The organism is Rhodococcus parequi, from assembly GCF_046042785.1.
In the GTDB taxonomy this organism is placed as follows: domain Bacteria; phylum Actinomycetota; class Actinomycetes; order Mycobacteriales; family Mycobacteriaceae; genus Prescottella; species Prescottella parequi.
In genome coordinates this window covers 293,662-319,043 of record NZ_JBDLNV010000001.1, presented here as the reverse complement: position 1 = coordinate 319,043, position 25,382 = coordinate 293,662, and the positions used below count along the sequence as shown (strand labels likewise).

Annotated in this window: 28 protein-coding genes; 13 read left to right on the top strand and 15 right to left on the bottom strand. The window is 68.9% G+C overall.

What is annotated here, in order from left to right; genetic code table 11:
• The first annotated feature begins 51 nt into the window (after positions 1-51).
• A complete protein-coding gene (locus tag ABEU20_RS01470; protein WP_420162621.1) occupies positions 52-1,665 on the top strand; it encodes an MFS transporter in 1,614 nt (537 codons plus the stop codon).
• On the opposite strand, the gene ABEU20_RS01465 is transcribed toward ABEU20_RS01470, so the two are convergent.
• From ABEU20_RS01465 to hrcA, 4 genes are all read right to left on the bottom strand, one after another.
• The gene (locus tag ABEU20_RS01465; protein ID WP_420162620.1) at positions 1,656-2,411 is read right to left on the bottom strand and encodes an alpha/beta hydrolase family protein; all 756 of its coding nucleotides are present in this window, start codon (positions 2,409-2,411) and stop codon (positions 1,656-1,658) included. The two genes, ABEU20_RS01470 and ABEU20_RS01465, sit on opposite strands and share 10 nt — an antisense overlap.
• A 15-nt stretch (positions 2,412-2,426) precedes the next feature.
• The gene (locus ABEU20_RS01460) at positions 2,427-3,188 is read right to left on the bottom strand and encodes a 16S rRNA (uracil(1498)-N(3))-methyltransferase (RefSeq protein WP_420162619.1); all 762 of its coding nucleotides are present in this window, start codon (positions 3,186-3,188) and stop codon (positions 2,427-2,429) included.
• An 18-nt stretch (positions 3,189-3,206) separates the two neighbouring features.
• Positions 3,207-4,358: a molecular chaperone DnaJ gene (dnaJ, locus tag ABEU20_RS01455; protein ID WP_420162618.1), complete on the bottom strand. Its 1,152-nt coding sequence runs from the start codon at positions 4,356-4,358 to the stop codon at positions 3,207-3,209.
• Between the two features lie 96 nt (positions 4,359-4,454).
• Positions 4,455-5,498 carry a heat-inducible transcriptional repressor HrcA gene (hrcA, locus tag ABEU20_RS01450; protein WP_420162617.1) on the bottom strand — a complete coding sequence of 348 codons (1,044 nt, stop codon included), beginning with the start codon at positions 5,496-5,498 and terminating at the stop codon, positions 4,455-4,457.
• Positions 5,499-5,724: 226 nt separating this feature from the next.
• Here hrcA and ABEU20_RS01445 point away from each other — a divergent pair, with 226 nt between their 5' ends.
• The gene (locus ABEU20_RS01445) at positions 5,725-6,033 is read left to right on the top strand and encodes a type II toxin-antitoxin system VapB family antitoxin (RefSeq protein ID WP_420162616.1); all 309 of its coding nucleotides are present in this window, start codon (positions 5,725-5,727) and stop codon (positions 6,031-6,033) included.
• Between the two features lie 13 nt (positions 6,034-6,046).
• On the opposite strand, the gene hemW is transcribed toward ABEU20_RS01445, so the two are convergent.
• On the bottom strand, positions 6,047-7,303 hold the full coding sequence (gene hemW, locus ABEU20_RS01440; RefSeq protein WP_420162615.1) for a radical SAM family heme chaperone HemW: 1,257 nt from the start codon (positions 7,301-7,303) through the stop codon (positions 6,047-6,049).
• Between hemW and ABEU20_RS01435 the strand changes: the two genes are divergently transcribed.
• From ABEU20_RS01435 to ABEU20_RS01410, 6 genes are all read left to right on the top strand, one after another.
• Complete coding sequence (locus tag ABEU20_RS01435) at positions 7,219-7,464, top strand: Ms4527A family Cys-rich leader peptide (RefSeq protein WP_420162614.1); 246 nt, start codon at positions 7,219-7,221, stop codon at positions 7,462-7,464. The genes hemW and ABEU20_RS01435 overlap by 85 nt on opposite strands.
• Positions 7,465-7,629: 165 nt before the next feature.
• Positions 7,630-9,339, top strand: a complete 1,710-nt coding sequence (locus ABEU20_RS01430; RefSeq protein ID WP_420162613.1) for a nitrite/sulfite reductase — start codon at positions 7,630-7,632, stop codon at positions 9,337-9,339.
• A complete protein-coding gene (locus tag ABEU20_RS01425; protein ID WP_420162612.1) occupies positions 9,336-10,079 on the top strand; it encodes a phosphoadenylyl-sulfate reductase in 744 nt (247 codons plus the stop codon). The genes ABEU20_RS01430 and ABEU20_RS01425 overlap by 4 nt, the downstream gene beginning before the upstream one ends.
• Positions 10,076-11,017 carry a sulfate adenylyltransferase subunit CysD gene (gene cysD / locus ABEU20_RS01420; RefSeq protein WP_420162611.1) on the top strand — a complete coding sequence of 314 codons (942 nt, stop codon included), beginning with the start codon at positions 10,076-10,078 and terminating at the stop codon, positions 11,015-11,017. The genes ABEU20_RS01425 and cysD overlap by 4 nt, the downstream gene beginning before the upstream one ends.
• Positions 11,018-11,019: 2 nt before the next feature.
• Complete coding sequence (locus ABEU20_RS01415) at positions 11,020-12,315, top strand: sulfate adenylyltransferase subunit 1 (protein ID WP_420162610.1); 1,296 nt, start codon at positions 11,020-11,022, stop codon at positions 12,313-12,315.
• A 4-nt stretch (positions 12,316-12,319) separates the two neighbouring features.
• On the top strand, positions 12,320-13,069 hold the full coding sequence (locus tag ABEU20_RS01410; protein ID WP_420163119.1) for a sirohydrochlorin chelatase: 750 nt from the start codon (positions 12,320-12,322) through the stop codon (positions 13,067-13,069).
• Between the two features lie 258 nt (positions 13,070-13,327).
• Here ABEU20_RS01410 and ABEU20_RS01405 read toward each other — a convergent pair whose 3' ends face one another.
• Positions 13,328-13,522, bottom strand: a complete 195-nt coding sequence (locus ABEU20_RS01405; RefSeq protein WP_420163152.1) for a hypothetical protein — start codon at positions 13,520-13,522, stop codon at positions 13,328-13,330.
• Between ABEU20_RS01405 and ABEU20_RS01400 the strand changes: the two genes are divergently transcribed.
• Positions 13,509-13,766, top strand: coding sequence for a pentapeptide repeat-containing protein (locus ABEU20_RS01400; RefSeq protein ID WP_456300326.1), 258 nt, complete (start codon positions 13,509-13,511; stop codon positions 13,764-13,766). The two genes, ABEU20_RS01405 and ABEU20_RS01400, sit on opposite strands and share 14 nt — an antisense overlap.
• Here the strand turns inward: ABEU20_RS01400 and ABEU20_RS01395 are convergent.
• Positions 13,696-13,914, bottom strand: a complete 219-nt coding sequence (locus ABEU20_RS01395; RefSeq protein WP_420162609.1) for a helix-hairpin-helix domain-containing protein — start codon at positions 13,912-13,914, stop codon at positions 13,696-13,698. The two genes, ABEU20_RS01400 and ABEU20_RS01395, sit on opposite strands and share 71 nt — an antisense overlap.
• A 114-nt stretch (positions 13,915-14,028) precedes the next feature.
• Here ABEU20_RS01395 and ABEU20_RS01390 point away from each other — a divergent pair, with 114 nt between their 5' ends.
• Both ABEU20_RS01390 and ABEU20_RS01385 read left to right on the top strand, forming a co-directional pair.
• Entirely contained in the window at positions 14,029-14,544 is a 516-nt protein-coding gene (locus ABEU20_RS01390) for a flavin reductase family protein (RefSeq protein WP_420162608.1), read from the top strand.
• An 87-nt stretch (positions 14,545-14,631) separates the two neighbouring features.
• On the top strand, positions 14,632-15,912 hold the full coding sequence (locus tag ABEU20_RS01385) for a serine hydrolase domain-containing protein (RefSeq protein WP_420162607.1): 1,281 nt from the start codon (positions 14,632-14,634) through the stop codon (positions 15,910-15,912).
• Between the two features lie 64 nt (positions 15,913-15,976).
• On the opposite strand, the gene ABEU20_RS01380 is transcribed toward ABEU20_RS01385, so the two are convergent.
• From ABEU20_RS01380 to ABEU20_RS01345, 8 genes are all read right to left on the bottom strand, one after another.
• Positions 15,977-16,924 carry a sulfate/molybdate ABC transporter ATP-binding protein gene (locus ABEU20_RS01380; RefSeq protein WP_420162606.1) on the bottom strand — a complete coding sequence of 316 codons (948 nt, stop codon included), beginning with the start codon at positions 16,922-16,924 and terminating at the stop codon, positions 15,977-15,979.
• Positions 16,921-17,727, bottom strand: coding sequence for a sulfate ABC transporter permease subunit CysW (gene cysW, locus ABEU20_RS01375; RefSeq protein ID WP_420162605.1), 807 nt, complete (start codon positions 17,725-17,727; stop codon positions 16,921-16,923). Before cysW ends, ABEU20_RS01380 begins: the two co-directional genes overlap by 4 nt.
• On the bottom strand, positions 17,724-18,605 hold the full coding sequence (gene cysT, locus ABEU20_RS01370) for a sulfate ABC transporter permease subunit CysT (protein ID WP_420162604.1): 882 nt from the start codon (positions 18,603-18,605) through the stop codon (positions 17,724-17,726). The genes cysW and cysT overlap by 4 nt, the downstream gene beginning before the upstream one ends.
• Entirely contained in the window at positions 18,605-19,636 is a 1,032-nt protein-coding gene (locus ABEU20_RS01365; protein WP_420162603.1) for an extracellular solute-binding protein, read from the bottom strand. The genes cysT and ABEU20_RS01365 overlap by 1 nt, the downstream gene beginning before the upstream one ends.
• A 197-nt stretch (positions 19,637-19,833) precedes the next feature.
• Entirely contained in the window at positions 19,834-19,956 is a 123-nt protein-coding gene (locus tag ABEU20_RS01360) for an Ms4533A family Cys-rich leader peptide (protein WP_420162602.1), read from the bottom strand.
• Positions 19,957-20,064: 108 nt separating this feature from the next.
• Positions 20,065-20,289, bottom strand: coding sequence for a hypothetical protein (locus ABEU20_RS01355; RefSeq protein WP_225020133.1), 225 nt, complete (start codon positions 20,287-20,289; stop codon positions 20,065-20,067).
• A 92-nt stretch (positions 20,290-20,381) separates the two neighbouring features.
• Positions 20,382-21,413, bottom strand: a complete 1,032-nt coding sequence (locus ABEU20_RS01350) for a sulfate ABC transporter substrate-binding protein (RefSeq protein ID WP_420162601.1) — start codon at positions 21,411-21,413, stop codon at positions 20,382-20,384.
• A 223-nt stretch (positions 21,414-21,636) separates the two neighbouring features.
• Positions 21,637-21,726: an Ms4533A family Cys-rich leader peptide gene (locus tag ABEU20_RS01345; protein ID WP_420162600.1), complete on the bottom strand. Its 90-nt coding sequence runs from the start codon at positions 21,724-21,726 to the stop codon at positions 21,637-21,639.
• 106 nt (positions 21,727-21,832) lie between these two features.
• On the opposite strand from ABEU20_RS01345, the gene ABEU20_RS01340 reads away from it, so the two are divergent.
• Together ABEU20_RS01340 and ABEU20_RS01335 are read left to right on the top strand one after the other, a co-directional pair.
• Complete coding sequence (locus ABEU20_RS01340; RefSeq protein ID WP_420162599.1) at positions 21,833-23,800, top strand: glycoside hydrolase family 15 protein; 1,968 nt, start codon at positions 21,833-21,835, stop codon at positions 23,798-23,800.
• Positions 23,801-23,921: 121 nt separating this feature from the next.
• Entirely contained in the window at positions 23,922-25,367 is a 1,446-nt protein-coding gene (locus ABEU20_RS01335) for an MFS transporter (protein ID WP_420162598.1), read from the top strand.
• The last annotated feature ends 15 nt before the right edge of the window (positions 25,368-25,382 follow it).

The window sequence follows — 25,382 nt, the reverse complement described above, 5'->3', positions numbered from 1 at the left end:
TGTGCAAGATCTCCGGCGGTCGCCCGCCGGGGCGCGGGAGGGAATTCGAGGATGACGATCACGCTGTCGCAACTACCGGGCATCGCCGGCACTCCGGTCGAACGGATGGATCGGCCGTACCCACGCCGCTGGGCCGCGCTCGGGGTGTTGTGTCTGAGCCTGCTGATCGTCGTGATGGCGAACACCGCGCTCATCGTCGCCGCGCCGGACATGACCCGGGACCTGCAGCTGACGAGTTCGGATCTGCAATGGGTCATCGACGGCTACACGGTCCCGTACGCCGCACTGATGCTGCTGTTCGGCGTCATCGGCGACAAGTACAGCCGACGCGGGGCCCTGTTCGCGGGCCTGTTCGTCTTCGGCGGCGGCGCGATCCTCGGCAGCCTCGCGGACAGCACGACGTCGGTGATCGCGGCCCGGATGGTCATGGGCATCGGCGCCGCGATCATCATGCCCGCGACACTGTCCCTGCTGGTCGCGACGTTCCCGGCCACCGAACGCGCCCGGGCCATCGCGGCGTGGGCCGCCACGTCCGGTCTCGCGATCGCGCTCGGACCACTGCTGGCGGGATGGCTGCTGGAGAGCCACTCGTGGCACTCCACCTTCCTCATCAACGTCCCGATCGCCGCGTTCGCCGTCGTCGCCGCGCTCGTCCTGGTGCCGCCGTCGAAGGCGCACGGGCTCGGGCGCATCGACTGGCTGGGCGGGCTGCTGTCGGTCGTGACGATCGGCTGCCTCGTCTTCGCGATCATCGACGGCTTCCACTTCGGCTGGGGTGCAACGTCGCTCACCACTGCGGCGATCTCGGCGATCGGCCTGATCCTGTTCGTCGCATGGGAACTGCGTCACCCGCAGCCGCTACTGAACGTCCGCAAACTCGGCGAACGCGCCGTCGGCGGCGCCTCTCTGGCCGTGTTGCTCGTGTTCCTGGCGGCGTTCGGCGCGATGTTCTTCATCGCCCAGCAGTTCCAGTTCGTCCTGGGCTTCGGCCCGCTCGACACCGGTGTCCGGCTGCTGCCGCTCGCGGCCGCGGTGTCGGTCGGCGCCGCGGCGAGCGCCAGGCTGACCCCACGCGTCGGCACCCGGGCGATCGTCGCCGGCGGCATGCTCGTCGCGGCGGCGGGCGTCCTGCTGCTCTTCCGCATCGACGGCGCCTCGACATACCTCGACTTCGTGCCCACTCTCGTTCTGCTGGGCATCGGTGTGGGCCTGGCGGTCTCGCCGGCGACGGACGCCATCATGGGCAGCTTCCCCGACAAGGACCTGGGCGCCGCGGGCGGTCTCAACGACACCGCGATCGAACTCGGTGGATCACTCGGTATCGCGATCCTCGGCTCGGTTCTCGCCTCCGCATACAAGGACGGCATCGCCGGCTTCCTCGCATCGCTCCCGGTCCCGAAACTGACGGGCCCGCAGGCGGATCTGCTGGCGCAGGGGCTGCAGGCGTCGGGCGAGTCGGTCGGCGGCGCGGCCATCGTCGCCGAGGAGTTGGCGAAGAACCCGCTCGGCGCCGCCCAGGCACAGCCGCTGCTGGATGCGGCGACGGTCGCCTTCGCCGACGCCATATCCCGCGCGAGCCTGGTCGGCGGTCTCGCCCTCGCCGTCGGCGCGGTGGTGGTCGCCGCGATCCTGCCGAGTCGAATCGCCGCCGCGGGTCAGGACTGAGCGCCGAGCAACAACTCGCGGGAGAGCTTCCAGCTCTGCGTGTTCGGGTCGAGGAACGCGAAGTGGTCCTCCCCCTCGATCAGATGCAGATCCACGGGATCCCCCGCAGCCCGGGCCGCCTCGTGATACCGGGACGCGATCTTCGCCGGCACCTGGGCGTCCTCGGTGCCGTGGAGCACGGCCACCGGCACGCCGATCGGCACCCGATGATGCGGCGACGCCGACCGGTACAGTCCGGGATCCTCCTCGAACGGCACGCCGAACAGGTCCTCGATGTAGCTGACGCGCCGACCGCGTTCGGCGGCCGACGCCAGGTCCAACGCACCGGCCTGCGACACGAACAGCTCCGGACGGATCGTCGTGTCCCGTTGCCCGGCAAGCCATACCGCGAGCTGTCCGCCTGCGGAATGCCCGACGACGCGGACCCGGTCCACGTCCAGCTGAACCGGTGACGCCGCCGCGACCGGACCGGCGATCGCCTCGAGCGCCGCCACGACGTCCGCCGACATCTCCGGCCAGCGGCCGCCCGCACCGATCCGGCGGTACTCGATGTTCCACACCGCGACGCCGCTGCGGGCCAACTCGACTGCGAAGGTGGTCCCGAGATTGAGCTGGTACTTCCCGCTCCAATAGCCGCCGTGGATCACCATGACGACGGGGACCGGCTCGTTCCCCGCGCCGTCGGGGGCGTAGAAGTGGCCGAACTGCTGCGGCTCGGGGCCGTACTCGATACGTGTCCTGGGCATGCTGTCGTCCCCGGTTCAGTCGATGGGCGCGGAGGACCAGCGATCGGTGAGCACACCGATCGCCCCCAACGCCACCGCGGCGGCCGTCGAGGTCCGCAGCACCGTCGGCCCGAGCAGGACCGCGGTCGCCCCGGCGTCGGAGAGCGCGGCGATCTCGTCGTCGGACAGACCTCCCTCGGGGCCGACCACCAACATCACCTCGGGCGCGTCCCGCAGCGGCAGCGACGCGAACGGCGTCTTCGCCGACTCGTGCAGGACCGCCACGACGCCTCCTCGTCCGACGACGTCGCGTGCCCGCTCCAGTACCCGGGGCGTGTGATGCAGGTCGGCGACCTCGGGGACGAAGGAGCGTCGTGCCTGCTTCGCCGCCGCGACCGCCGCGTTGCGCCACCGTGTGACGCCCTTCTGCGTCTTGGCGCCCTCCCAGCGGGCGACGCACCGCGACGACTGCCACGGCACGACGACGTCGATCCCCGCCTCGGTGGCGAGTTCGACGGCCAGTTCGGAGCGTTCGGCCTTGGGCAGCGCCTGCACCAGCGTCACCAGCGGCGTGGGCGGCTGCTGGTCGAGCCGGGCGGTCACCTCGAGATCGAGACGGTCCTTCCCGGCAGCGGTGACGACGGCGTCGGCGACCCCGCCGCGGCCGTCCGCGAGCAGCAGTCGCTCACCCGGCTTGATCCGCCGCACGGTCGCGGCATGCCGACCCTCCGGCCCGTCGAGCACGGCGGGGCGGCCGACGTCGGGCAGCGGGTCGAGATAGAAGACGGTCGCAGCCATCGGTGGGTCCGGCGCCGATCAGCGGCCGCTGAAGGCGTCGCGCAGCCGCGAGAACAGGCCACCGCTGTTCTGCGATCCGGTCGAGACGACCTCGGCGTGGTCGCGGTCGCGGTGGTTCTTGAACTCCTGCAGCAGCTTGCTCTGCTTGCCGTCGAGCCGCGACGGGATGACCACCTCGAGGTGCGCGTGGACGTCGCCGCGCACGCCGGAGCGCAGCTTCGGCATTCCGTGCCCGCGCAGGACCGAGACCGACCCGGGCTGGGTGCCGGGGTCGACGGTGATCTCGGTCGGACCGTCGATGATGGTGTCGAGAGTGACCGTGGTGCCGAGGGCCGCGTCGACCATCGGGACGCGGATGGTGCAGTGCAGGTCGTCGCCGTCACGGACGAACACCTCGTGCGGCTGCTCGATGACCTCGACGTACAGATCACCGGCGGGGCCACCGCCGGGACCGACCTCGCCCTGGGCGGCCAGGCGGATGCGCATGCCACCCGAGACTCCGGCCGGCACCTTCACGGTGATGTCGCGGCGCGCACGGACACGGCCGTCGCCGCCGCACTTGTGGCAGGGGTCCGGAATGGTCTCGCCGACACCGCGGCACGTCGGGCACGGACGCGACGTCATGACCTGGCCCAGGAACGAACGCTGCACGGACTGGACCTCGCCGGCGCCGCCACACGTCTCGCAGCGGACCGGCTGGGAATCGCCGTGCGTGCCCGAACCGGTGCAGCCGTCGCACAGGATCGCGGTGTCCACCGTGATCGTCTTGGTCACGCCGGTCGCGCACTCGGCGAGGGTCAGCTTGGTACGCAGGAGCGAGTCCGCGCCGGGCTGCACGCGCCCCCGCGGGCCGCGCGCGGCTCCGCCGCCGCCACCGAAGAACGCCTCGAAGACGTCGCCGAGGCCGCCGAAACCGGCACCCCCGAAGCCCGCGGCACCGGCGCCCGCGCCGGACTCCATCGGGTCGCCGCCGAGGTCGACGATGCGCCGCTTCTCGGGGTCCGAGAGCACCTCGTAGGCGGTGGAGACCTCACGGAACCGCGCCTGCGCCGCCTCGTCGGGATTGACGTCCGGATGCAGCTCACGGGCGAGCTTCCGGTATGCCCGCTTGATCTCCTGATCGGTCGCCTTCGGCTCGACGCCGAGTGTGCCGTAGTAATCCCGTGCCACTTTGGGTATCTCGTCCTTCTCTACATCGTTCGCATCACACGGTGAGCGCCTCCGGCACCGGACGTGTCCGGCCCGACCGCGTTACCCGACCGCGCATTATCGCTCGGCGAGTACCTCGCCGATGTACCTGGCAACGGCAGCCACCGAGGCAATTGTTCCCGGATAGTCCATCCGGGTGGGGCCGAGGACCCCCACACCGCCGAACACGGTACCGGCAGCGCCGTAGCCGGTGGAGATCACCGACGTGCCGCGCATCTCCTCGACCTGCGTCTCCTCGCCGATCCGTACGGTCACCCGGCCGGCGTCCTGCGTCGCCGCCAGCAACTTGAGAACCACGACCTGCTCCTCGAGCGCTTCGAGGACCGACCGCAGCGAACCGGGCAGTCCGGCCTGCATCGTGAAGTCGGCGGCATTGCGCGTCAGGTTCGCAGTCCCTCCCAGGACCAGTCGGTCCTCGGGATGTTCGACGAGCGTCTCGACGAGCACGGTGGCCGAGCGGATGACCGCGTCCCGCAGGTTCTCGGGCGCGTCCTCCGCGAGCTCCGACACCGCGATGGACGCGGCGGCGAGCCGCTTGCCCTCGAGGGCCCCACCCAGCAGGGACCGCAGCCGCGACAGGTCCTCGTCGTCGATGACGTCGCCGAGTTCGACGATCCGCTGGTCTACACGACCCGAGTCGGTGATCAGCACCAGCAGCAGGCGCGCGGGTGTGAGAGCAACCACCTCGAGGTGACGCACCGACGACGCCGACAGCGTGGGGTACTGGACGACGGCCACCTGGCGGGTGAGCTGCGCGAGCAGACGGACCCCGCGGCGCAGCACGTCGTCGAGGTCCACGCCGGACTCGAGGAACTCCAGGATCGCGCGGCGCTCGGCTGCCGACAGCGGCTTGACGTCGGAGATGCGGTCGACGAACTGGCGGTAGCCCTTGTCCGTGGGCACCCGTCCCGAACTGGTATGCGGCTGCGTGATGTAACCCTCGGCCTCGAGGACCGCCATGTCGTTGCGGATGGTGGCGCTCGAGACGCCGAGATTGTGGCGCTCGACCAGGGCCTTCGATCCGATCGGCTCCTGGGTGGAGACGTAGTCGGCGACAATGGCCCGGAGCACCTCGAATCGCCGGTCGTCCGTGCTCGACATCGCCACCACCTCCGCTTCGCCACGTGGCCCGGGCACCCCGGAGCCGGGGATCCCGCCCCAGCGCGGTATCCACCTCGGCACCCAGTCTAATGGCCGCGTCCGCCGCGAACTCCGCAGGCCGCGCCGGACATTCGAGGCACACAGAACAATTGCCGCGCAGGCCGTACTGTGGTCACCGGTCGGGCCGCAGGACCCGGCGGACGGTCGAGCAACACGGGCGGTACACATGATCTTCAAAGGCGTCAGGGACGGCAAGCCGTATCCGGATCACGGATTGACGCTGCGTGACTGGTCGCAGATACCGCCGCGGCAGGTGCGTCTCGACGAGATCGTCACGACCACCCGGGTCCTCCAGCTGGACCGTCTCCTGGACGAGGACTCGACGTTCTACGGCGACCTCTTCCCGCACGCCGTCCTGTGGGAGGGCACGATCTACCTCGAGGACGGCGTCCATCACGCGGTGCGCTCGGCACTGCGGAACCGTGTCGTGCTGCACGCCCGGGTCTACGACTACGACGCGGCTCTGTCCGAGTAGATCGGACGGCGGGTCAGTCCAGGATGTCCCGGACGACGGCGTCGGCGAGCAGCCGTCCGCGGTCCGTCAGCACCAGGTGACCCGATTCGACGACCGCGAGACCGTCCGCCACGACACGCTCCGCGGCAGCGCGTTCGCCGTCGTGCAGATCCGTCAGCGGCAGCCCGGTACGCAGGCGGACGGTCAGCATGACCCGCTCGACGTGGACGTCCTCGCCGGACAGCGTCTCGCTGCCCCCGACGGGCAGTTCGCCCGCCGCCAGCCGGTCCGCATACCGCGCGGGATGCTTGACGTTCCACCACCGCACCCCGCCGATGTGGCTGTGCGCGCCCGGGCCGGCGCCCCACCAGTCGCCGCCGTCCCAGTAACCGAGGTTGTGCCGGCACCGCGCGTCGTCGCCGGAAGCCCAGTTCGACACCTCGTACCAGTGCAGCCCCGCGTCCGCGAGGCGTGCGTCGATGCGCTCGTAGCGGGAGGCCAGGACGTCGTCGTCGGGCGCGGGAAGTTCGCCGCGGCGCACCTTCCGGGCCAGCGCGGTGCCGTCCTCGACGATCAGCGCGTACGCAGAGACGTGATCGACGCCGGCGCTGAGCACCGCATCCAGCGACGCGTCGAGGTCGCGATCGGTCTCGCCGGGCGTTCCGTAGATGAGGTCGAGGTTGACGTGGTCGAACCCGGCGGCCCGCGCCTCGCGCGCGGCAGCGACCGCCCGGCCCGGGGTGTGGGTGCGATCGAGCACCCTCAGCACGTGCTCGGCCGCCGACTGCATGCCCAGGGAGATCCGGGTGAACCCCGCCTCCCGCAGCGTCGCGAAGAACTCCGGCGACGTGGACTCCGGGTTGGATTCGGTGGTGACCTCGGCGCCGTCGGCCAGGCCGAAGCTCGTCTGCACCGCCCCGAGCACGGCGGCGAGGCCGTCACCACCGAGCAGCGACGGCGTCCCGCCGCCGACGAACACCGTGTCCACCTTCGGCGCACCGGTGATCTCGGCCGCCGACGCGAGTTCCCGCTTCAGCGCCTCGAGCCAGGACTGCGGCGACGCCGACGTGCCCAGCTCCCCTGCGGTGTAGGTGTTGAAGTCGCAGTAGCCGCACCGCGTGGCGCAGAACGGGACGTGGACGTAGATGCCGAACGGCCGCGTCCCCACCCCTTCGAGGGCCGACACGGGCAGTTCCAGGCGTGTCGATGCGACATCGACCACTGATCCACTCACCTCTCCAGTGTCCCAGCCACCCGATTTGCCGTCACGAACGCCCGCCCAACAGGACATTTCCCGAGAATTTCGGGGAAATATGCTCCCGGTGGTCGGCAGACGCCAAATCCCGTGGCAGAATGGCCCGCATGACAGATACCGGGGTGCGATTGGTGGCGCGGCGCCACGTCGACCTCAAGCGTGTCTGTAGCTGTTGTTGTCTGCCCTGCGGCGTGTAGCGGCCAGCGTTTCCCTGCTCTGAAGCAGCGGCGCTCGCCTGCGTTCGTCTCCCCCCCGTTAGGCCCGAAAATCCGGCCGGCCGAGGACGACCCCGCGAGGAAGCAGCCCTCCTCTCCCTGTCTTCGACCGGTGCACCGTGAGATTCACGAAATTCAGGAGCACCCATGACGTCGACCACCGACGCCGAATCTGCCGTGAGCCCGCCGGCGCGCACCGCGCGTCCGAAGAAGCGTGTCTCCGAGGGCCAGTGGGCCCTCGGCTATCGCGAGCCGCTCAACGCCAACGAGCAGATCAAGAAGGACGACAACCCGCTCAACGTCCGCGCCCGTATCGAGAACGTCTATTCGAAGCAGGGCTTCGCCAGCATCGACAAGGCCGACCTGCGGGGACGTATGCGCTGGTGGGGCCTGTACACGCAGCGTGAAGAGGGCTACGACGGCACCTACACGGGCGACGAGAACATCGACCTGCTCGAGGCCGAGTACTTCATGATGCGGGTGCGCTGCGACGCCGGTGCCCTGACGGCCCAGCAGTTGCGCACGATCGGCGAGCTGTCCACCGAGTTCGGCCGCGACACCGCCGACCTCTCGGACCGCGAGAACGTGCAGTACCACTGGATCGAGATCGAGAACGTCCCCGAGATCTGGCAGCGCCTCGAGGCCGTCGGACTCAAGACCACCGAGGCGTGCGGCGACTGCCCGCGCGTCGTGCTCGGCTCTCCGCTGGCCGGCGAGTCGTTCGACGAGATCCTCGACCCGACGCCGGCGATCGACGAGATCGTCCGCCGCTACATCGGTGACCCCGAGTACTCGAACCTGCCGCGCAAGTTCAAGACCGCGATCTCCGGGCAGCAGGACGTGGTGCACGAGATCAACGACGTCGCGTTCGTCGGTGTGAACCATCCCGAGCACGGCCCGGGCCTGGACCTGTGGGTGGGCGGCGGCCTGTCGACGAATCCGATGCTGGCACAGCGCGTCGGCGTGTGGGTGCCGCTCGACGAGGTCCCGGACGTGTGGGAGGCCGTGGTCTCGATCTTCCGCGACTACGGCTACCGCCGCCTGCGCGCCAAGGCGCGGCTGAAGTTCCTGATCAAGGACTGGGGCGTGGAAAAGTTCCGCGAAGTTCTCGAAACCGAGTACCTGAAGCGCAAGCTGATCGACGGGCCCGCGCCGGTGAAGCCGGAGCGCCCCATCGACCACATCGGTGTCCAGAAGCTGCGCAACGGCCTCAACGCGATCGGGTTCTCCCCCATCGCCGGCCGCGTGTCGGGCACCATCCTGACCCAGGTTGCCGCCGCGGCCGAGGCGGTCGGCTCCGACCGCATCCGCTTCACGCCGTACCAGAAACTGATCGTGCTCGACGTCCCCGACGACAAGGTCGAGGAGCTGATCGCCGAACTGCAGCCACTCGGGCTGCACGCACGGCCGTCGCACTGGCGCCGAAACCTGCTGGCGTGCAGTGGTATCGAGTTCTGCAAGCTGTCGTTCGTGGAGACGCGCAAGCGCTCGCAGGTGCTCGCGCCGGAACTCGAGGAGCGGCTCGCGGACATCAACGCCCAGCTCGACGTCCCGATCACCATCAACATCAACGGCTGCCCCAACTCGTGCGGCCGGTCCCAGATCGCGGACATCGGCTTCAAGGGCCAGCTGGTCGACGACGGCGAAGGCAACCAGGTCGAGGGCTTCCAGGTTCACCTGGGCGGCAGCCTCGGCCTCGACAGCGCCTTCGGCCGGAAGTTGCGCCAGCACAAGGTCACCAGTGACGAGCTCGGTGACTACATCGACCGGGTGGTGCGGAACTTCGTGAAGCACCGCACCGAGGGTGAACGCTTCGCACAGTGGGCAGTTCGAGCAGACGAGGGGGATTTGCGATGACAGTTGATCTGACCGCGGCGACCGAGGCCGACCTCCGCGCGATCGCGGAACGGGGCGCAGCCGATCTCGACGGCGCGTCCGCCCGTGACCTGTTGCAGTGGACCGAGGACACCTTCGGCGCCGAGACGAGCGCGAGCACCGGAGACCGCAACGGTTACATCGTGGCGTCGAACATGCAGGACGGCGTGCTGGTTCACCTTGCGGCACAGGTGCATCCCGGCGTGGACGTCCTGTTCCTGGAGACGGGTTACCACTTCCCGGAGACCATCGGCACCCGCGACGCGGTGGAGCAGGTGTACGGCGTCAACGTCATCAACGCGCAAACCGACGTCTCCGTCGCCGAGCAGGACGCGACCCTGGGCAAGGACCTGTTCGCCCGCGAACCCAACCGCTGCTGCGCGCTGCGCAAGGTCGCGCCGCTGAAGGCGACGCTGAAGAACTACCGGGCGTGGGTCACCGGCATCCGCCGGGTCGAGGCCCCCACCCGGGCGAACGCACCGCTGATCTCGTTCGACGAGGCGTTCGGACTGGTGAAGATCAACCCCATCGCCGCCTGGTCGGACGACGACATGCAGGCGTACATCGACGAGCACTCGATCCTGGTGAATCCGCTCGTCGACGAGGGGTATCCGTCCATCGGGTGCGCCCCCTGCACCGTCAAACCACTCCCCGGCGCCGATCCGCGTAGCGGTCGGTGGGCCGGTTCCGCCAAGACAGAATGCGGGTTGCACGCCTCATGACAATCGACATCTCCCTCCCCGAGCCGCGGCTTCAGCTCGACGGCACCAAGTTCGACACCCTCGACGCGCTCGAGTCCGAGGCCATCCACATCTTCCGTGAGGTGGCCGGCGAGTTCGAGCGGCCCGTGATCCTGTTCTCGGGCGGCAAGGACTCGACGGTGCTGCTGCACCTGGCGATCAAGGCGTTCTGGCCCGCGCCGCTGCCGTTCGCGCTGCTGCACGTCGACACCGGGCACAACCTGCCCGAGGTGCTGGACTTCCGCGACCACGTCGTCGCGAAGTACAACCTGCGCCTGCACGTGGCCAAGGTCGAGGACTACCTCGCCGACGGCCGCCTCACCGAGCGCCCGGACGGCATCCGCAACCCGTTGCAGACCGTGCCGCTGCTCGACGCGATCGCCGAGAACCGCTTCGACGCCGTGTTCGGTGGTGCACGTCGCGACGAGGAGCGCGCCCGCGCCAAGGAACGGATCTTCTCGCTGCGCAACGCGTTCGGACAGTGGGATCCCAAGCGTCAGCGCCCCGAGCTGTGGAATCTCTACAACGGCCGGCACTCCCCCGGCGAGCAGGTCCGGGTGTTCCCGCTCAGCAACTTCACCGAGCTCGACATCTGGCGCTACATCGCACGGGACAACGTCGAACTGGCGAGCATCTACTACGCCCACCAGCGTCCGGTGTACCAGCGCGACGGCATGTGGATGACTCCCGGCGTGTGGGGCGGCCCGGCCGAGGGTGAGGAGTTGCAGACGCTCTCGGTGCGCTACCGCACTGTCGGCGACGGCTCCACCACCGGCGCGGTGCTGTCCGAGGCTGCCGACAACGAGGCAATCCTGGCCGAGGTCGCGGCCTCCCGGCTGACCGAGCGCGGCGCGACCCGTGGCGACGACCGAGTTTCCGAAGCGGCCATGGAAGACCGCAAGCGAGAGGGCTACTTCTGATCATGAGCGACCTGCTACGACTCGCTACCGCGGGCAGCGTCGACGACGGCAAGTCCACCCTCGTTGGTCGGCTGTTGTACGACACCAAATCCGTTCTGGCCGACCAGATCGACGCCGTCACGCGCGCGTCGGTCGACAAGGGCCTGTCCACCCCCGACCTGTCGCTGCTCGTCGACGGCCTGCGCGCCGAGCGCGAGCAGGGCATCACGATCGACGTCGCGTACCGGTACTTCGCGACGCCGCGTCGGTCGTTCGTGCTCGCCGACACCCCGGGCCACGTGCAGTACACCCGCAACACCGTCTCGGGTGCCTCCACCGCGCAGTTGGTGATCCTGCTGGTCGATGCGCGCAAGGGCGTCATCTCGCAGACGCGTAAGCATGCCGCAGTGCTGGCACTGCTCGGCGTTCCACGACTGGTGCTGGCGGTCAACAAGATCGACCTCGTCGAGGACCCGGCACAGGTGTTCGCGGACATCTCCGCCGAGTTCCGCTCGCTGACCGGTTCGCTCGGCTGGGCCGCCGAAGACGTTCTCGAGATCCCGGTCTCGGCGCTGCACGGCGACAATGTCGCGGTGCGGTCGGAGAACACCCCGTACTACGACGGGCCCACGCTGATCGAGCACCTCGAGTCGGTGCCCGTGGACAGCGACAACGAAGGCAAGCATGCCGTGGGCCTGCGGTTCCCGGTGCAGTACGTGATCCGTCCGCGCACCGCCGAGTTCCCCGACTACCGCGGCTACGCCGGTCAGGTGGCGGCCGGTTCGGTGGTGCCCGGCGACGAGGTCGTCATCCTGCCGTCCGGCACCCGGACCACGGTCACCCGCATCGACACCGCCGACGGTGAACTCGACGTCGCGCACGCGGGTCGCAGCGTGACGCTGGTGCTCGCCGACGACGTCGACGTCTCACGCGGCGACACCATCGCGGCACCCTCGGGCGCGCCGGAGCCGATCGACCAGTTCGACGCCACTGTCTGCTGGCTGGCGGAGAAGCCGCTGCGTCCGGGCGCGCGGCTGCTGCTCAAGCACGGCACCCGCACCACGCAGGCCATCGTCGGCGCGCTCGTCGAGCGCCTCGACGAGCAGGAGCTGACGTCGGAGCTGTCCCCGGAGTCGCTCGAGCTCAACGAGATCGGCAAGATCTCGGTGCGTGTCGCGGAGCCGATCGTGGCCGACGACTACACCGTCAACCGGCACACCGGCAGCTTCCTGTTGATCGATCCGGCCGGCGGCAACACGCTGGCGGCCGGTCTGGTCGGTGACGCCATCGCCGCGGTCGAACTCGGTGAGCGGGTCTGACACCGTGATTCCGCTGATCGCCGTCGCACACGGCAGTCGTGATCCCCGATCCGCTCGGGTGGTCACGGCTGCCGTGGCGGCGATCCGCGCGCAGCGGCCGGACGTCGACGTCCGGCTGTGCTTCCTCGATCTGAACGCGCCGTCGGTGGATCAGGTCGTCGACGCCGTCGCCGCGGAGGGGCATTCCGCTGCAGTGGTGGTTCCGCTGCTGCTCGGCAGCGCCTTCCATGCCAGGGTGGATCTTCCCGGAATCCTGGCCGCTGCCCGCGCACGGCACCCGCAGCTGACGCTCGTCCAGGCGGACGTCCTGGGCCACGATCGTCGACTCGTCGACGCGGTCCGGGACCGGATCACGCAGACCGGGACTGTCACGGACCACACCCACACCGGCGTCGTCCTCGCCGCGGTCGGGTCGTCCGATCCACGGGCGAACGATCGCACCCGCGCCCTGGCCGGCGTCCTCGCCGAGGGCAACCCGTGGGCGACGACCACCTGCTTCGCAACGTCCGCCGAACCGACCGTCGGACAGGCGATCTCACTGCTGCGCTCGCGAGGGGTCGAGCGCATCGTGATCGCACCGTGGTTCCTGGCGCCCGGCCGACTCACCGACCGTCTCGGCGCGGCCGCACTCGACGCCGCTCCCGACGTCGTGTTCGCCGAGACGATCGGCGCACATCGGAACGTCGCCGAAGTTGCTCTCGATCGGTACCGGTCCGCGCTCGGCGCAGCGAACTCGTGGCAACTGTCCGCCTGACGTTTACAGTGGGTCGGTGACGAACGACAAGCACGGCGCGGCGAGTGCCGCATCGCTGCGCGGCAGGTGGAGTTCCGAGACCACGGCCCAGCTCGCGCGCCAGTTCGTCGATCAGGCCGGATTCGTGGGACGCACACACGAGATCACGTCCCCGTTCGGAACCGACGACGACGGTCGTGTGGACCTACGGGGCGTGAAGACGGCTCGCGGATACCCGCTCTCGATCAAGTACCTCGCACTCGAGCGGCTCGACCTGAGCTATGCCCGAGGAATGCTCCACTTCGTCGAGACCGAGGTGAGCGACAGCCGCTTCGACGGAATCTCCGCGTCGGTCAGCACGTTCGACCGACTCTTCGCGCGGTGCAGCTTCAGATCGGCGCGCCTGACGAGGGCACGGATCGGGCGGCGATTGACCGACTGCGACTTCACGGGCGCATCGATGCGCAAACTCACGCTCGGAGAAAACACCGTGTTCGAGCGGTGCACGTTCCGCGGAGCAGATCTCACCGACGCGAAGCTGGTGGGCGGCCGCTTCGTCGAGTGCACATTCGCCGACACCACGTTCTCGGCGCTCACGACCTCACCATGCCACTCGACCCCGAGTCACCGCCCGGTCACGTCACGCCCTAGGCGTCTTCGGTTCGAAGGCCGAGACCGCGCTCGCCCAGCGAGTCGGTCAACACCCGGATCGCTTTAGGGCCGACGCCGTGGAGCGCGAGGAGGTCCTTCGCCGAGTGCTGCGCGACGGCCTCCAGGGTGGTGATGCCGGCTTGCGCGAGCGCCCGGGTGGCCGGACGTCCGATCCCGACGGGGAGATCGCCGGTGGTGTCGCGGGGTGGGGTCATGCACGTCATCGTAGGGAGCCGTACTCGTGGCGTCGACCACAATCCCTTTACCTCGAGTCAACTCGAGGTTCTAGCGTCGTCAGTGACACCACCGCCTCGACGAAGGACCTCGCGTTGACGACCGCTGCTCCGAACTCCCTGCTCGGCGAAGACTTCCGGCGCGCGTTCCGGGGTCACCCCGCGGGCGTCGCGATCATCACCGCACACGCCGCCACCGGCCCGGTCGGCATCACGTCGTCTTCGGTCGCATCGATCTCCGCCGACCCCGCGGTGCTCGGTTTCTCGCTGCAGGCACTGCGGGGTTCGGCCGCCGAGGTCGCCACTGCGTCGAGCGTCCTCGTACATCTGCTCACCGCCGACAACGTCGCGCTGGCCCGCCGGTTCGCGGCGGCCGGTAGCACCCGGTTCGGCGTCGACACGGCCTGGTCGACACCGGGATCCGGCGAGCCGCTCCTGCACGGCACCGGCACAGTGCTGCGCTGTACCCCGCTCACCCGTACCGAGGTCGGGCCGGCGCTGGTCGTGACAGCCGCGGTGGACGAGATCCACGACGCCGATTCCCTCGCGGCCCCGCTGGTGTACCAGGACGGCACCTACCACTGCGTGAGCGCCTGGACCGCACTCCCCTGAGCTGACGTTCGTTCGGGCGCGGGTCCGCCACGACCGCTGTGGGAGAAATCTGACGAGAAGCTTTACCGCGGATCTACTCTCGTGATCATGCAACCGACTCTCCGCCGCCCGTACCGACGGGCCGGCGTCGCGGTCTTGGCGACCGCGACATGCGTGGTGCTCGCCGCGACCCTCGCACCCACTGCCTCCGCCGCGATTCCCGTCCCGAACGCCGGATCGTCGACCGGTGACGGGTGGGAGACGCGCACCGTGGCCCGAGCCGCATCGAAGGTCGTCGGACAGAGTGCACCCGGCATGTCGATCGCGATCGTCAAGCGCAACCCGAACAGGCCGGACGAGGCGATCACCACCACGTACCACTTCGGGATGGCGGACAAGGAGCGGCATCGCCCGGTCGGCGTGCAGACGCAGTTCGAGATCGCCTCGGAGACCAAGACGTTCACCGCCGCTCTGCTCGCCAAGCGGATCACCGAGGGTCACTCCGACCTCGACGACCTCGCGCAGGACTACGAACAGAACGTCACGTTCCCGACGATGGGCGGTGCCGCAATCACGCTCGGGGACCTCGTCACCCACCGATCCGGACTCGCCGACGATCCGGGCAACCTGAACGCGGGCTGCCCGGGCGGCGGGACCCACGGCTGCTCGGACGCGAAGGCGCTCTACAACCGCACCCTGCTCTGGGAGGGGCTGGAGGCGCCGGGCGCGCTGGCCGACGCGCCGGGATCCGCCTGGCTCTATTCCGATTTCGGCTTCGGCGCCCTGGGCACCCTGATGGCGGACGCGTACGAGCCGGGCCACGCCGAACCCCGATTCGCCGACGTCGTGCAGCGCGAGCTCACCGGGCCGCTCGGCATGACCGGAACGGTCATCGAGAGCCCCACACCGGATCTGGCGGTGCCGTACTCGAACGGCACCCCGACCGACCTCTGGTACAACACCGGCGCACTCGCCGGCGGCGGCGGATTGATCAGCACGGCGTCGGACATGGCGAAGTGGGTCGCTGCCACCCTCGGCTACGGCGACGACCCGCTCGTCCCGGTCCTGCAGTCGATGCTCGAGCCGATCCCGGGTGTATCACCGACAAACATGCCGCACATGCAGATGGGGATGGCCTGGCAGCTCTTCCCCGCTCAGAACGGGATCAACCGTCCGTACGCGTTCAAGAACGGCGGCGCCTCGGGAACGACCAGCGCCACCTACCTGATGCCGTCCGAGGGGTGGGGCGTGACCGTCATGGCCAACGGCGACGACTCCGCGGCCACCGACGGAGCGGCCTTCGAGCTGATGCGTGAACTCGCCCCCGACTACCCGGCCACACCCGAAGGCGCCGTCGGCTCACTGTCGTTCGGTTCGCTCGGATCCTGACCCACCGCACGGACGAAAGCCCGGCTCCCCACGAGGGAACCGGGCTTTCGTGTTGCTCGGCGGGTCAGCCGGCGATGTCGCTGGGTCGCACGTACACGGTTTCGCCCTCGCGCAGCGCGAGTGCCTCGGCGTCGCTGCGGGTGATCTGCGCCGACAGCTCCTGCGCCCCGGTCTTGGGCTGCAGCTCGACGCGGACCTCGAAACCGAGGTGTACGACGCGCGAGACCGTGGCCGCGAACGACTGCGGCAACTGGTTGCGGTCCAGGCGCAGATCGTGCGGGCGCACCAGCTGCCCGTTGAGCCGGGCGACGGGTCCGAGGAACGACATCACGAAGTCGTTGGCCGGGGTGTCGTACAGCTCCTGCGGGGTGCCGACCTGCTCGATGCGCCCCTTGTTGAGCACCGCGATCCGGTCGGCGACGTCGAGCGCCTCCTCCTGGTCGTGGGTGACGAGAACCGTGGTGACGTGCACCTCGTCGTGCAGGCGCCGCAGCCACGTCCGCAGGTCGTCGCGCACCTTTGCGTCGAGCGCGCCGAACGGCTCGTCGAGCAGGAGCACCTGCGGGTCCACAGCGAGCGCGCGGGCCAGTGCCATGCGCTGACGCTGACCGCCGGACAGCTGCGCCGGATACCGGTGCTGGAAGCCGTCCAGCCCGACGATCCCCAGCAGATCGTCGACCTTCTTGGCGATCTCTGCCTTGGGCCGCTTGCGGATCTTGAGTCCGAACGCGACATTGTCGCGCACCGTCATGTGCTTGAACGCCGCGTAGTGCTGGAACACGAAGCCGATGTCGCGCTTCTGCGGCGGCACGTCGGTGACGTCCTTGCCGGCGATCGTGATGGTGCCGGAGTCCGGATGCTCGAGGCCGGCGATCGACCGCAACAGCGTCGATTTGCCCGAGCCACTGGGCCCCAACAGCGCGGTCAGCGAGCCCGACGGGATGTCGAGAGTGACATCGTCGAGCGCGGCGAAGTCGCCGTAGTTCTTGCGCGCACCGGTCACGGTGATCATGTCGTGCTCCTCTTGCGGTCGAGCAGAGTCATCAGCAGCAGGGTAATCAGGGCGATACCCATCAGCAGCGTCGCTGCCGAGTAGGCCCCGAAGGTGTTGTGGTCGTCGATGTAGCGGGAGTGCACGAGCAGGGTCAGGGTCTGCGACTGGCCGGGGATGCCGGACGAGACCATGATGACCGCACCGAACTCACCGAGTGCCCGGGCGACGGTGAGGACGACGCCGTAGGTCAGGCCCCACCTGATGGCGGGGAGCGTGATCCGGGTGAACGTCTGCCACTTCGACGCGCCCAAGGTCGCCGCGGCCTGTTCCTGTTCTTCGCCGATCTCGTGCAGCACGGGTTCCACCTCCCGCACCACGAACGGCAGCGTCACGAAGATGGTGGCGATCACCATGCCCGGCAGTCCGAAGATCACCTTGAAGCCGGTCGATTCGAGGCCGCCGAACCAGCCGTTCGCGCCCCACAGCAGGATCAACGAGACGCCGACGACGATGGGCGACACCGCGAACGGCAGGTCGACCACCGACTGCAGCAGACCGCGTCCGGGGAAGCGCCCACGCACCAGGGCGAGCGCCGTGACGATGCCGAACACGACGTTGAGCGGGACCACGATCGCCACGATGATCAGCGACATGTTGAGTGCCGAGACCGCGGCCGGGGTGCTGATGGAGTGATAGAACGCGACGAAGCCGTTCTCGAAGGTGCGGTACAGGATCACCGCGATCGGCATGATCAGCAATACGAACAGGTAGGCGAGGACGATGGTCCGCAGACCGATCCGCGCCGTCGGGGACAGCTTCACTGGGCGTTCTCCTCTCGGCGCTGGTTACGGGCCGCGAACAGGCGCAGGACGAACAGCGTCACGAACGCGATCGCCAGCAGCGCCACCGAGACCGCGGCGGCGCTGACCGGGCGGTCGATCTCGATCTGCTGCTGGATGTACTGCGACGCCACCTGTGTCTCGCGGGGAATGTTGCCGCCGATCAGCACGACCGACCCGTACTCGCCGATCGCGCGGGCGAACGCGAGGCCGGCGCCGCTGATGACCGCCGGGGCCAGGGTCGGCAGCACCACCGAACGGAAGATGGTCCAGTTGTTCGCGCCCAACGACGCGGCCGCCTCCTCGACCTCGCGGTCGGCCTCGATCAGCACTGGCTGCACCGAGCGGACGACGAACGGCAGCGTCACGAACGCCAGCGCGACGATCAAACCCGGCTGTGTTGCGTTGAGGTGGACACCGACCGGGCTCTGCGGTCCGTACAGCGACAGCAACACGATGCTCGCCACGATCGTGGGCAGCGCGAACGGAAGATCGATGAGCGCATTGACGATTCGTTTGCCGGGGAACTCGTCGCGGACGAGCACCCAGGCGATCGCGGTGCCCATCACGACGTTGACCAGGGCGACGATCGCCGAGACCACGACGGTGACCCGCAGGGCTGCGAGTGCGCCGGGCGCGGTGACCGCGTCCCAGAAACCGGACCAGCCGTTCTCGAACGAGGTGACGGCCAAGGCCGCCAGTGGGAGCAGCACGATCACGCTGAGCCACAGGCCCGCGATGCCGATGCCCAGCGGGCCGACAGCGCCGGTGACGGCGAACCTACGGCGGAATCGTGTCTTCGGCTTGGCCGACGGTGTCGGCGCCGACTGTCGAGTCGGCTGAGTAGTCACGGTCGTCATCACTTCGTCGCGTTCTCGTAGATGGCGGCGATCCGGCCCGAGCCCGGCTCGAACAGATCCTGGTCGACGGCGTCCCACCCACCGAGGTCGGTGATGGTCCACAGCTTCCGAGCTTCCGGGAAATCGGCCGCGAACTCGGCCAGGACGGCCGGGTCGACGGGCCGGAACCCGGCCTGCGCCCACTGGCGTTGGGCGGCAGGGGTGTAGAGGAATTCGCGGAACGTGACGGCGGTCGACGCGTTCCGGCCCGTGGAGACCACGGCGACCGGGTTCTCCACCTTGAATGTCACATCCGGCGTGACGTGCTCCACCGGGTCGCCCTTGCGTTCGGTGAACAACGCCTCGTTCTCGTAGCTCAGCAGCACGTCACCGGTGCCCTGCAGGAACATCTCGGTGGCCTCTCGTCCCGACTTGGGCTGCACCTTCACGTGCTCCCCCACGAGCTCGCCGAGGTAGTCGAGGCCGGCCTGCGGATCCTTCCCGCCGTCGCTCTTCGCGGCGTACGGCGCCAACAGATTCCACTTCGCCGATCCGGAACTGAACGGGTTCGGGGTGACCACCTCGATACCCGGCCGCAGCAGATCGTCCCAGTCGCGGATGCCCTTCGGATTGCCCTCGCGCACCACGAGGGTGACGACGGAACCGAACGGGACACCGCCGTACTCGTTCTCGTTCCAGGAGGCGTCCACCAGTCCCGCCTCGACGAGGCGGGTGATCTCGGGTTCGACGGAGAAGCTCACCAGGTCGGCCTGCGCGCCGTCCTCGACCTTGCGGGACTGGTCGCCCGAGGCGCCGTACGACGGGTTGAACCGCACGCCCTGGCCGTCCGTGGTGTCCGCGAACGCCGCGGTGACCTTGTCGTACCCGGGCTTGGGGACGCCGTACGCGAACAGATTGATCGTGCCGCCGCTGCCGTCGGCGCCGAGGTCTCCACCGCCCATGACGTCGCTCGAACCGCCGCTACACCCGGCAAGTGCCATCGTGCCGGCTGCGACGAACGCCGCCAGGAGGGAGCGGGACCGGTGGTTCATACGGAGTTACCTTCCTACAGGGCCGACAGATGCAGAAGAGCTCGCAGCCGATCGGACCGACCGGACGGTCGGACAGCGGGAGCTATCGGGGCACGGAGGTGTTCGCGGCACACGTGGGCGGCGAGGTGACGAGCGAAGAGCTACGCGTTCGGACGGAACGCGCGCGTGTCACGACTGGGCGAACACCGGCGGGTGAATCAACAACAGTCGACGTCGGCAACTGCGAGTCGGCCGACAGCGATCAACGCCAGTTCATGGCGGACCTGGTGGGCGACGACTACAGACACGCGGCAGACTTTAGCAGAGCGCCGAGCCGCCATCCGAATCGCATTTCTGGTGAATGGGACGGCGTCAGCGGGTGAAGTACCAGGCGATGACGACCAGGACGATAAGTGCGATCAGAGCCAAGGTCACGCGTGAGCGCGGCATCAGGAACCCTCCACCTTCGAGCGCGCCTCCGCGCAGACATCCGACGCGGCCGGTTCGGCACGACCGATCGCTGCGAACACCGCAGACAACACGCGATCGAGCAGCCAGGCGATACCGAAGCAGGCCGGGATCATCACCGCGAGCACCAGGAGAACCTGGGGAATGAACGGAAGGCCGGCGATCCACAGTTCGGCGCCGTCCCACCAGTTCGCGAGTTGATCCACCCGACCACCCTAGCGGCTGCCGACGCGGTGGCCGAACGCGGCGCAATCGTCGCCACGTCCGGTCACCGCCGCTCACGCCGTGCGCACGACGGCTAGTTGGTCGCCTTCTCGTAGATGACCGCGATGCTGCCGGTCCCCTGCTTGAACAACTCGGCGTCCACGGCCTTCCAGCCGCCCAGGTCGGCGATTGTCCACAGCTTCTGCGGCTGCGGGAAGTCGGCGGCGAACTCTGCCGCGACGGCCGGGTCGACGGGCCGGAAGCCGGCTTCTGCCCACAGTCGCTGCGCGTCGGTGGTGTAGAGGTAGTCGCGGAAGGCAGTCGCCTGGGCGGCGTTCGGGCTGTTCGAGATGACCGCGGCCGGGTTCTCGATCTTGAAAGTGGTGGGCGGGGTGACGTGCTCGACCGGGTCACCGTTGCGTTCGGCGAACAGCGCCTCGTTCTCGTAGCTCAGCAGCACGTCGCCGGTGCCCTGCAGGAACGTCTCGGTGGCCTCACGTCCCGACTTGGGCTGTACCTTCACGTGCTCCCCCACGAGCTTGCCCAGGTAGTCGAGGCCGGCCTGCGGATTCTGGCCGCCGTCGCTCTTGGCAGCGTACGGCGCCAACAGGTTCCACTTCGCCGATCCGGAACTGAACGGGTTCGGGGTGACCACCTCGATACCCGGCCGCAGCAGGTCGTCCCAGTCCTGGATGTTCTTCGGATTACCCTCGCGGACGACGATGGTGACGACCGAACCGAACGGAATCCCGTTGTACGCGTCCTTGTTCCAGTTCTCGTCGACCAACCCGGCATCGACCAGGCGCGTGATATCGGGTTCGACGGAGAAGTTCACGAAGTCGGCTTGCGCGCCGTCCTTGACCTTGCGGGACTGGTCGCCCGAGGCACCGTACGAAGGATTGAACCGCACACCCTTCCCCTCCTCGGTCTCGGCGAACCCGACGGTGACCTTGTCGAATCCTGGCTTCGGCACCGCGTAGGCGAACAGGTTGATCGTGCCGCCGCTGCCGTCGGCGGCGGTCTCGGTGCCACCGACCACGTCACTCGAACCGCCGCCGCACGCAGTCAGCGCGACGGCGCCGAACGCGGCGAGTGCAGTCAAGAACGAACGGGAGCGATACCTCATGGGGATTGCCTTCCTACCAGGCTCGAAAAGCGAAGGTGACGACGTACGGGATCGGCCCGGCACGAACCGGACCGCACACATGGAGATCGGACGGATGTCCTGAATGAGGGGCGTTCGGGACGAACCGCACAGACCGCGCATCGCCGGTGCGCTCCGGGGAACGGTATGGCGAAGGGTGCGGGCTGTGGTCGGATTCGACCGAAAGTGAACGCCGAGAAGGGCGTCAGCGACAAAGAATGTCGGCAACTGCCAGATCGCCGACAGCAATCAACGCCAGTTCATGGCGGACGCGGTGGGCGGTGGCAGCAGACACGCCGCAGAGAGTAACAGACACCCGCCGGCACGGCGAGCGCCGCCACTCTCGGGGGCGCCGCGGTCGAAACGTGGACGGCAGCGCTCACCGGGTCGATGATGAGGAGATGACGTCTCAGGCCGAGCAGTCAGTCACCGAACCGACGGGCGACTCCGATGAGGTGGCGCCGGAACACCGCAGCGTCTATCCACCGATCGACGACTACGCCTTCCTCTCGGACTGCGAGACGAACTGCCTCGTCGCGAGGAACGGGTCCGTCGAGTGGATGTGCATCCCGCGGCCCGACTCCCCCAGCGTGTTCGGGTCGATCCTCGATCGCAGTGCCGGTCATTTCCGGATCGGTCCGTACGGGCAGAACGTGCCGGCGGCCCGCCGGTACCTGCCGGGAGGACTGATCCTGGAGACGACGTGGCAGACGCAGACCGGATGGCTCATCGTCCGCGACGCACTCGTGATGGGCCCGTGGCACGCCAACGAGCAGCGGTCACCGACGCGTCGGCGAACGCCGTCGGACTGGGACGCCGAGCACGTCCTGCTGCGGACCGTGAAGTGCGTGAGCGGCACTGTCGAGGTGGAGATGAGCTGCGAACCCGCCTTCGACTACCACCGCGCCCCGGCCCGGTGGCAGTACACCGGCAAGGTGTACGAGGAGGCCACCGCCACGTGCCGCGCGTCGTCGGGCGAGCATCCGACGCTGCGTCTGACGTCGAATCTCCGACTCGGACTGGAGGGCCGGGAGGCTCGCGCTCGCACTCGAATGGTGGAGGGCGACAACGCTTTCGTCGCGCTCTCGTGGTCCGACCTACCGGCCCCTCGAACCTTCGCGGAGGCCGCCGACCGGATGTGGCAGACCACCGAGTGCTGGCGCCAGTGGGTCACGATCGGACGGTTCCCCGACCACCCCTGGCGCGGTCACCTGCAGCGCAGCGCGCTCACCCTCAAGGGCCTCACCTACGCACCCACCGGCGCGCTGCTCGCCGCACCCACCACGTCGCTGCCCGAAACGCCGGGCGGGGAACGGAACTGGGACTACCGGTACGCCTGGGTGCGGGACTCGACGTTCGCGTTGTGGGGCTTGTACACCCTGGGCCTGGACCGGGAGGCCAACGACTTCTTCTCCTTCATCTTCGACTCGTCCCAATCCGCCGACGGCGACCCCACGTCACTGCAGGTGATGTACGGCGTCGGCGGCGAACACACGCTCGTCGAGGAGGAACTGACCCACCTCAAGGGCTACGACGGGGCCCGCCCGGTCCGGATCGGCAACGGCGCCTACAACCAGAACCAGCACGACATCTGGGGCACCATGCTCGACTCGGTGTATCTGCACGTGCGGTCCCGCGACCAGGTCCCCGAGACCTTGTGGCCGCTACTCAAACGCCAGGTCGAGGAGGTCGTCGAGAACTGGCGCCGCCCCGACCGCGGGATCTGGGAGGTGCGCGGCGAGCCTCAGCACTTCACGTCGTCGAAGATCATGTGCTGGGTGGCGCTCGACCGCGGCGCCAAGCTGGCGGCGTTGCACGGTGAGAAGGCTTACGCGACACAGTGGGCCGACATCGCGGACGAGATCCGAGCCGACGTCCTCGAGCACGGTGTCGACGAACGCGGGGTGCTGACACAGCGGTACGGCAATCCGGCACTCGATGCATCGCTGCTGCTCGCGCCGCTGCTGCGCTTCCTGCCCGCCGACGACGAGCGCATCCGGGCCACAGTCCTGGCAATCGCCGACGAGCTCACCGAGGACGGACTGGTGCTGCGCTACCGCGTCGAGGAGACCGACGACGGATTGTCCGGCAAAGAGGGCACTTTCACCATCTGCTCCTTCTGGCTCGTTTCGGCGTTGGTGGAGATCGGCGAACTCGAGCGCGCCAAGCAGTTGTGCGAACGTCTACTCGGGTTTGCCAGCCCACTCAAGCTGTACGCCGAGGAGATCGACCCCAAGACCGGCCGGCACCTCGGCAACTTCCCGCAGGCGTTCACCCACCTGGCCCTCATCAACGCGGTCGTGCACGTCATCCGCGCCGAGGAGGCCGGCGACACCGGCACGTTCCAGCCCGCGCACGGCCCGTCCTGACAGGTCGGCGGCCACACCGGCGGCATCCAAGGATTCGTCCCGACAGCCGCCAAGCGGCCGGGCGCACGGTGGTGCGCGATGCGAATCCGTCGCACCGCCCGCCGACTCCAGAGGAGCGCCCATGCCTGTCGAGAGAGTTTCCGCGAGCGCGGCCACCCGCCGCGCCACCCTGACCGTGGTCTGTGTGACCACTGCGATGTTGATGCTCGACATCGCGGTGGTCAACACCGCCCTCCCGTCGATCGCGTCGGATCTCGACACCGGCGTGAGCGGTCTCCAGTGGGTGGTCGACGCCTACACCCTGGCGCTGGCGACCGCGGTCCTCAGTGCCGGTTCCTGGGCAGATCGGCGGGGTCGCCGCCACGTGTTCGGGATCGGGATCGTGCTGTTCACCGCCGCCTCGCTGGGCTGCACGCTGGCGCCGAACATCTGGATCCTCGACCTCGCCCGGGCCGCACAGGGATTCGGCGCCGCCGTGTTGTTCGCCTGCTCGCTGGCACTACTCGCGGACGTCTTCGAGAAGGGCCCGGCGCGCGCCCGCGCGCTCGCGGTCTACGGCGCCACCATCGGCGGCGCCTTCGCGATCGGCCCGCTCGTCGGCGGCGTGCTGACCGAGTTCGCGCACTGGCGCGCCATCTTCCTGGTCAACGTCCCCATCGGATTGCTCACGCTGGCCGTCACCGTCCGGTGGGTGCCGGAATCCCGGGATCCGCATCCGCGCCGCACCGACGTGGTCGGCCAGTTCCTGGTGTGTATCGGGCTGGGGGCGCTGGTCTTCGGGCTGTTGCGAGGCAACGAGACGGAGTGGAGCGCACCGGTGCCGGTGACCGCCCTCGCCGTCGGTGTCATCGCGCTGCTCGGGTTCGTCGGATACGAGCTGCGCACCCCGGAACCGATGCTGCCGCCGCAGCTGTTGAAGAATCGGGCGTTCGCGGGTGCGCAGATCGCGGCGTTCGCGATCTCGGCGTCGTTGTTCGCGGTGTTCGTCTACACCACCATCTACCTGCAGTCCGTCCTGCATCTGTCCCCCGTCGAGGCCGGCCTGGTGTACCTGCCCGCGACGATCGCGATGTTCGTCGTCGCGGGCGCCACCGCGAAGCTCGACGGGCGCGTCCCCGCGTCGGTCACGCTGACCTGCTCGTTGATGCTCGTGGCGGCCGGCCTCGCGATGATGACCGTCGTGGACGCGTCCAGTTCCCGGTACGCGATCCTTCCTGGTTTCGTCGTCGCCCTGGTGGGCGCCGGGGTGTTCAATCCGGTGATGAGCGGACTGGTGCTGGGCGAGAGCACCGCCGACCGGGTCGGACTCGCCGCCGGAATCAACGATGCGTTCCGCCAGACCGGGATCGCCGTCGGTGTGGCCGGTCTGGGCGTGTTCCTGCCCGCGCAGTCGATGCTGGCGGGCGGATCGCCCGAGGAGTTCGTGACGGGGCTGCACCAGGCGCTGATGGTTGCCGCTCTCATTGCCGCTCTGGGCGCGCTGGTGTGCGCGGCGATGCTGCCCGCGCGTCGCGGCCGGCGGGCCGACGCCGTCGGACGGGACGCCGGCGTGCCTGCACTTTCGTGATCGTTTGCGTCTCCT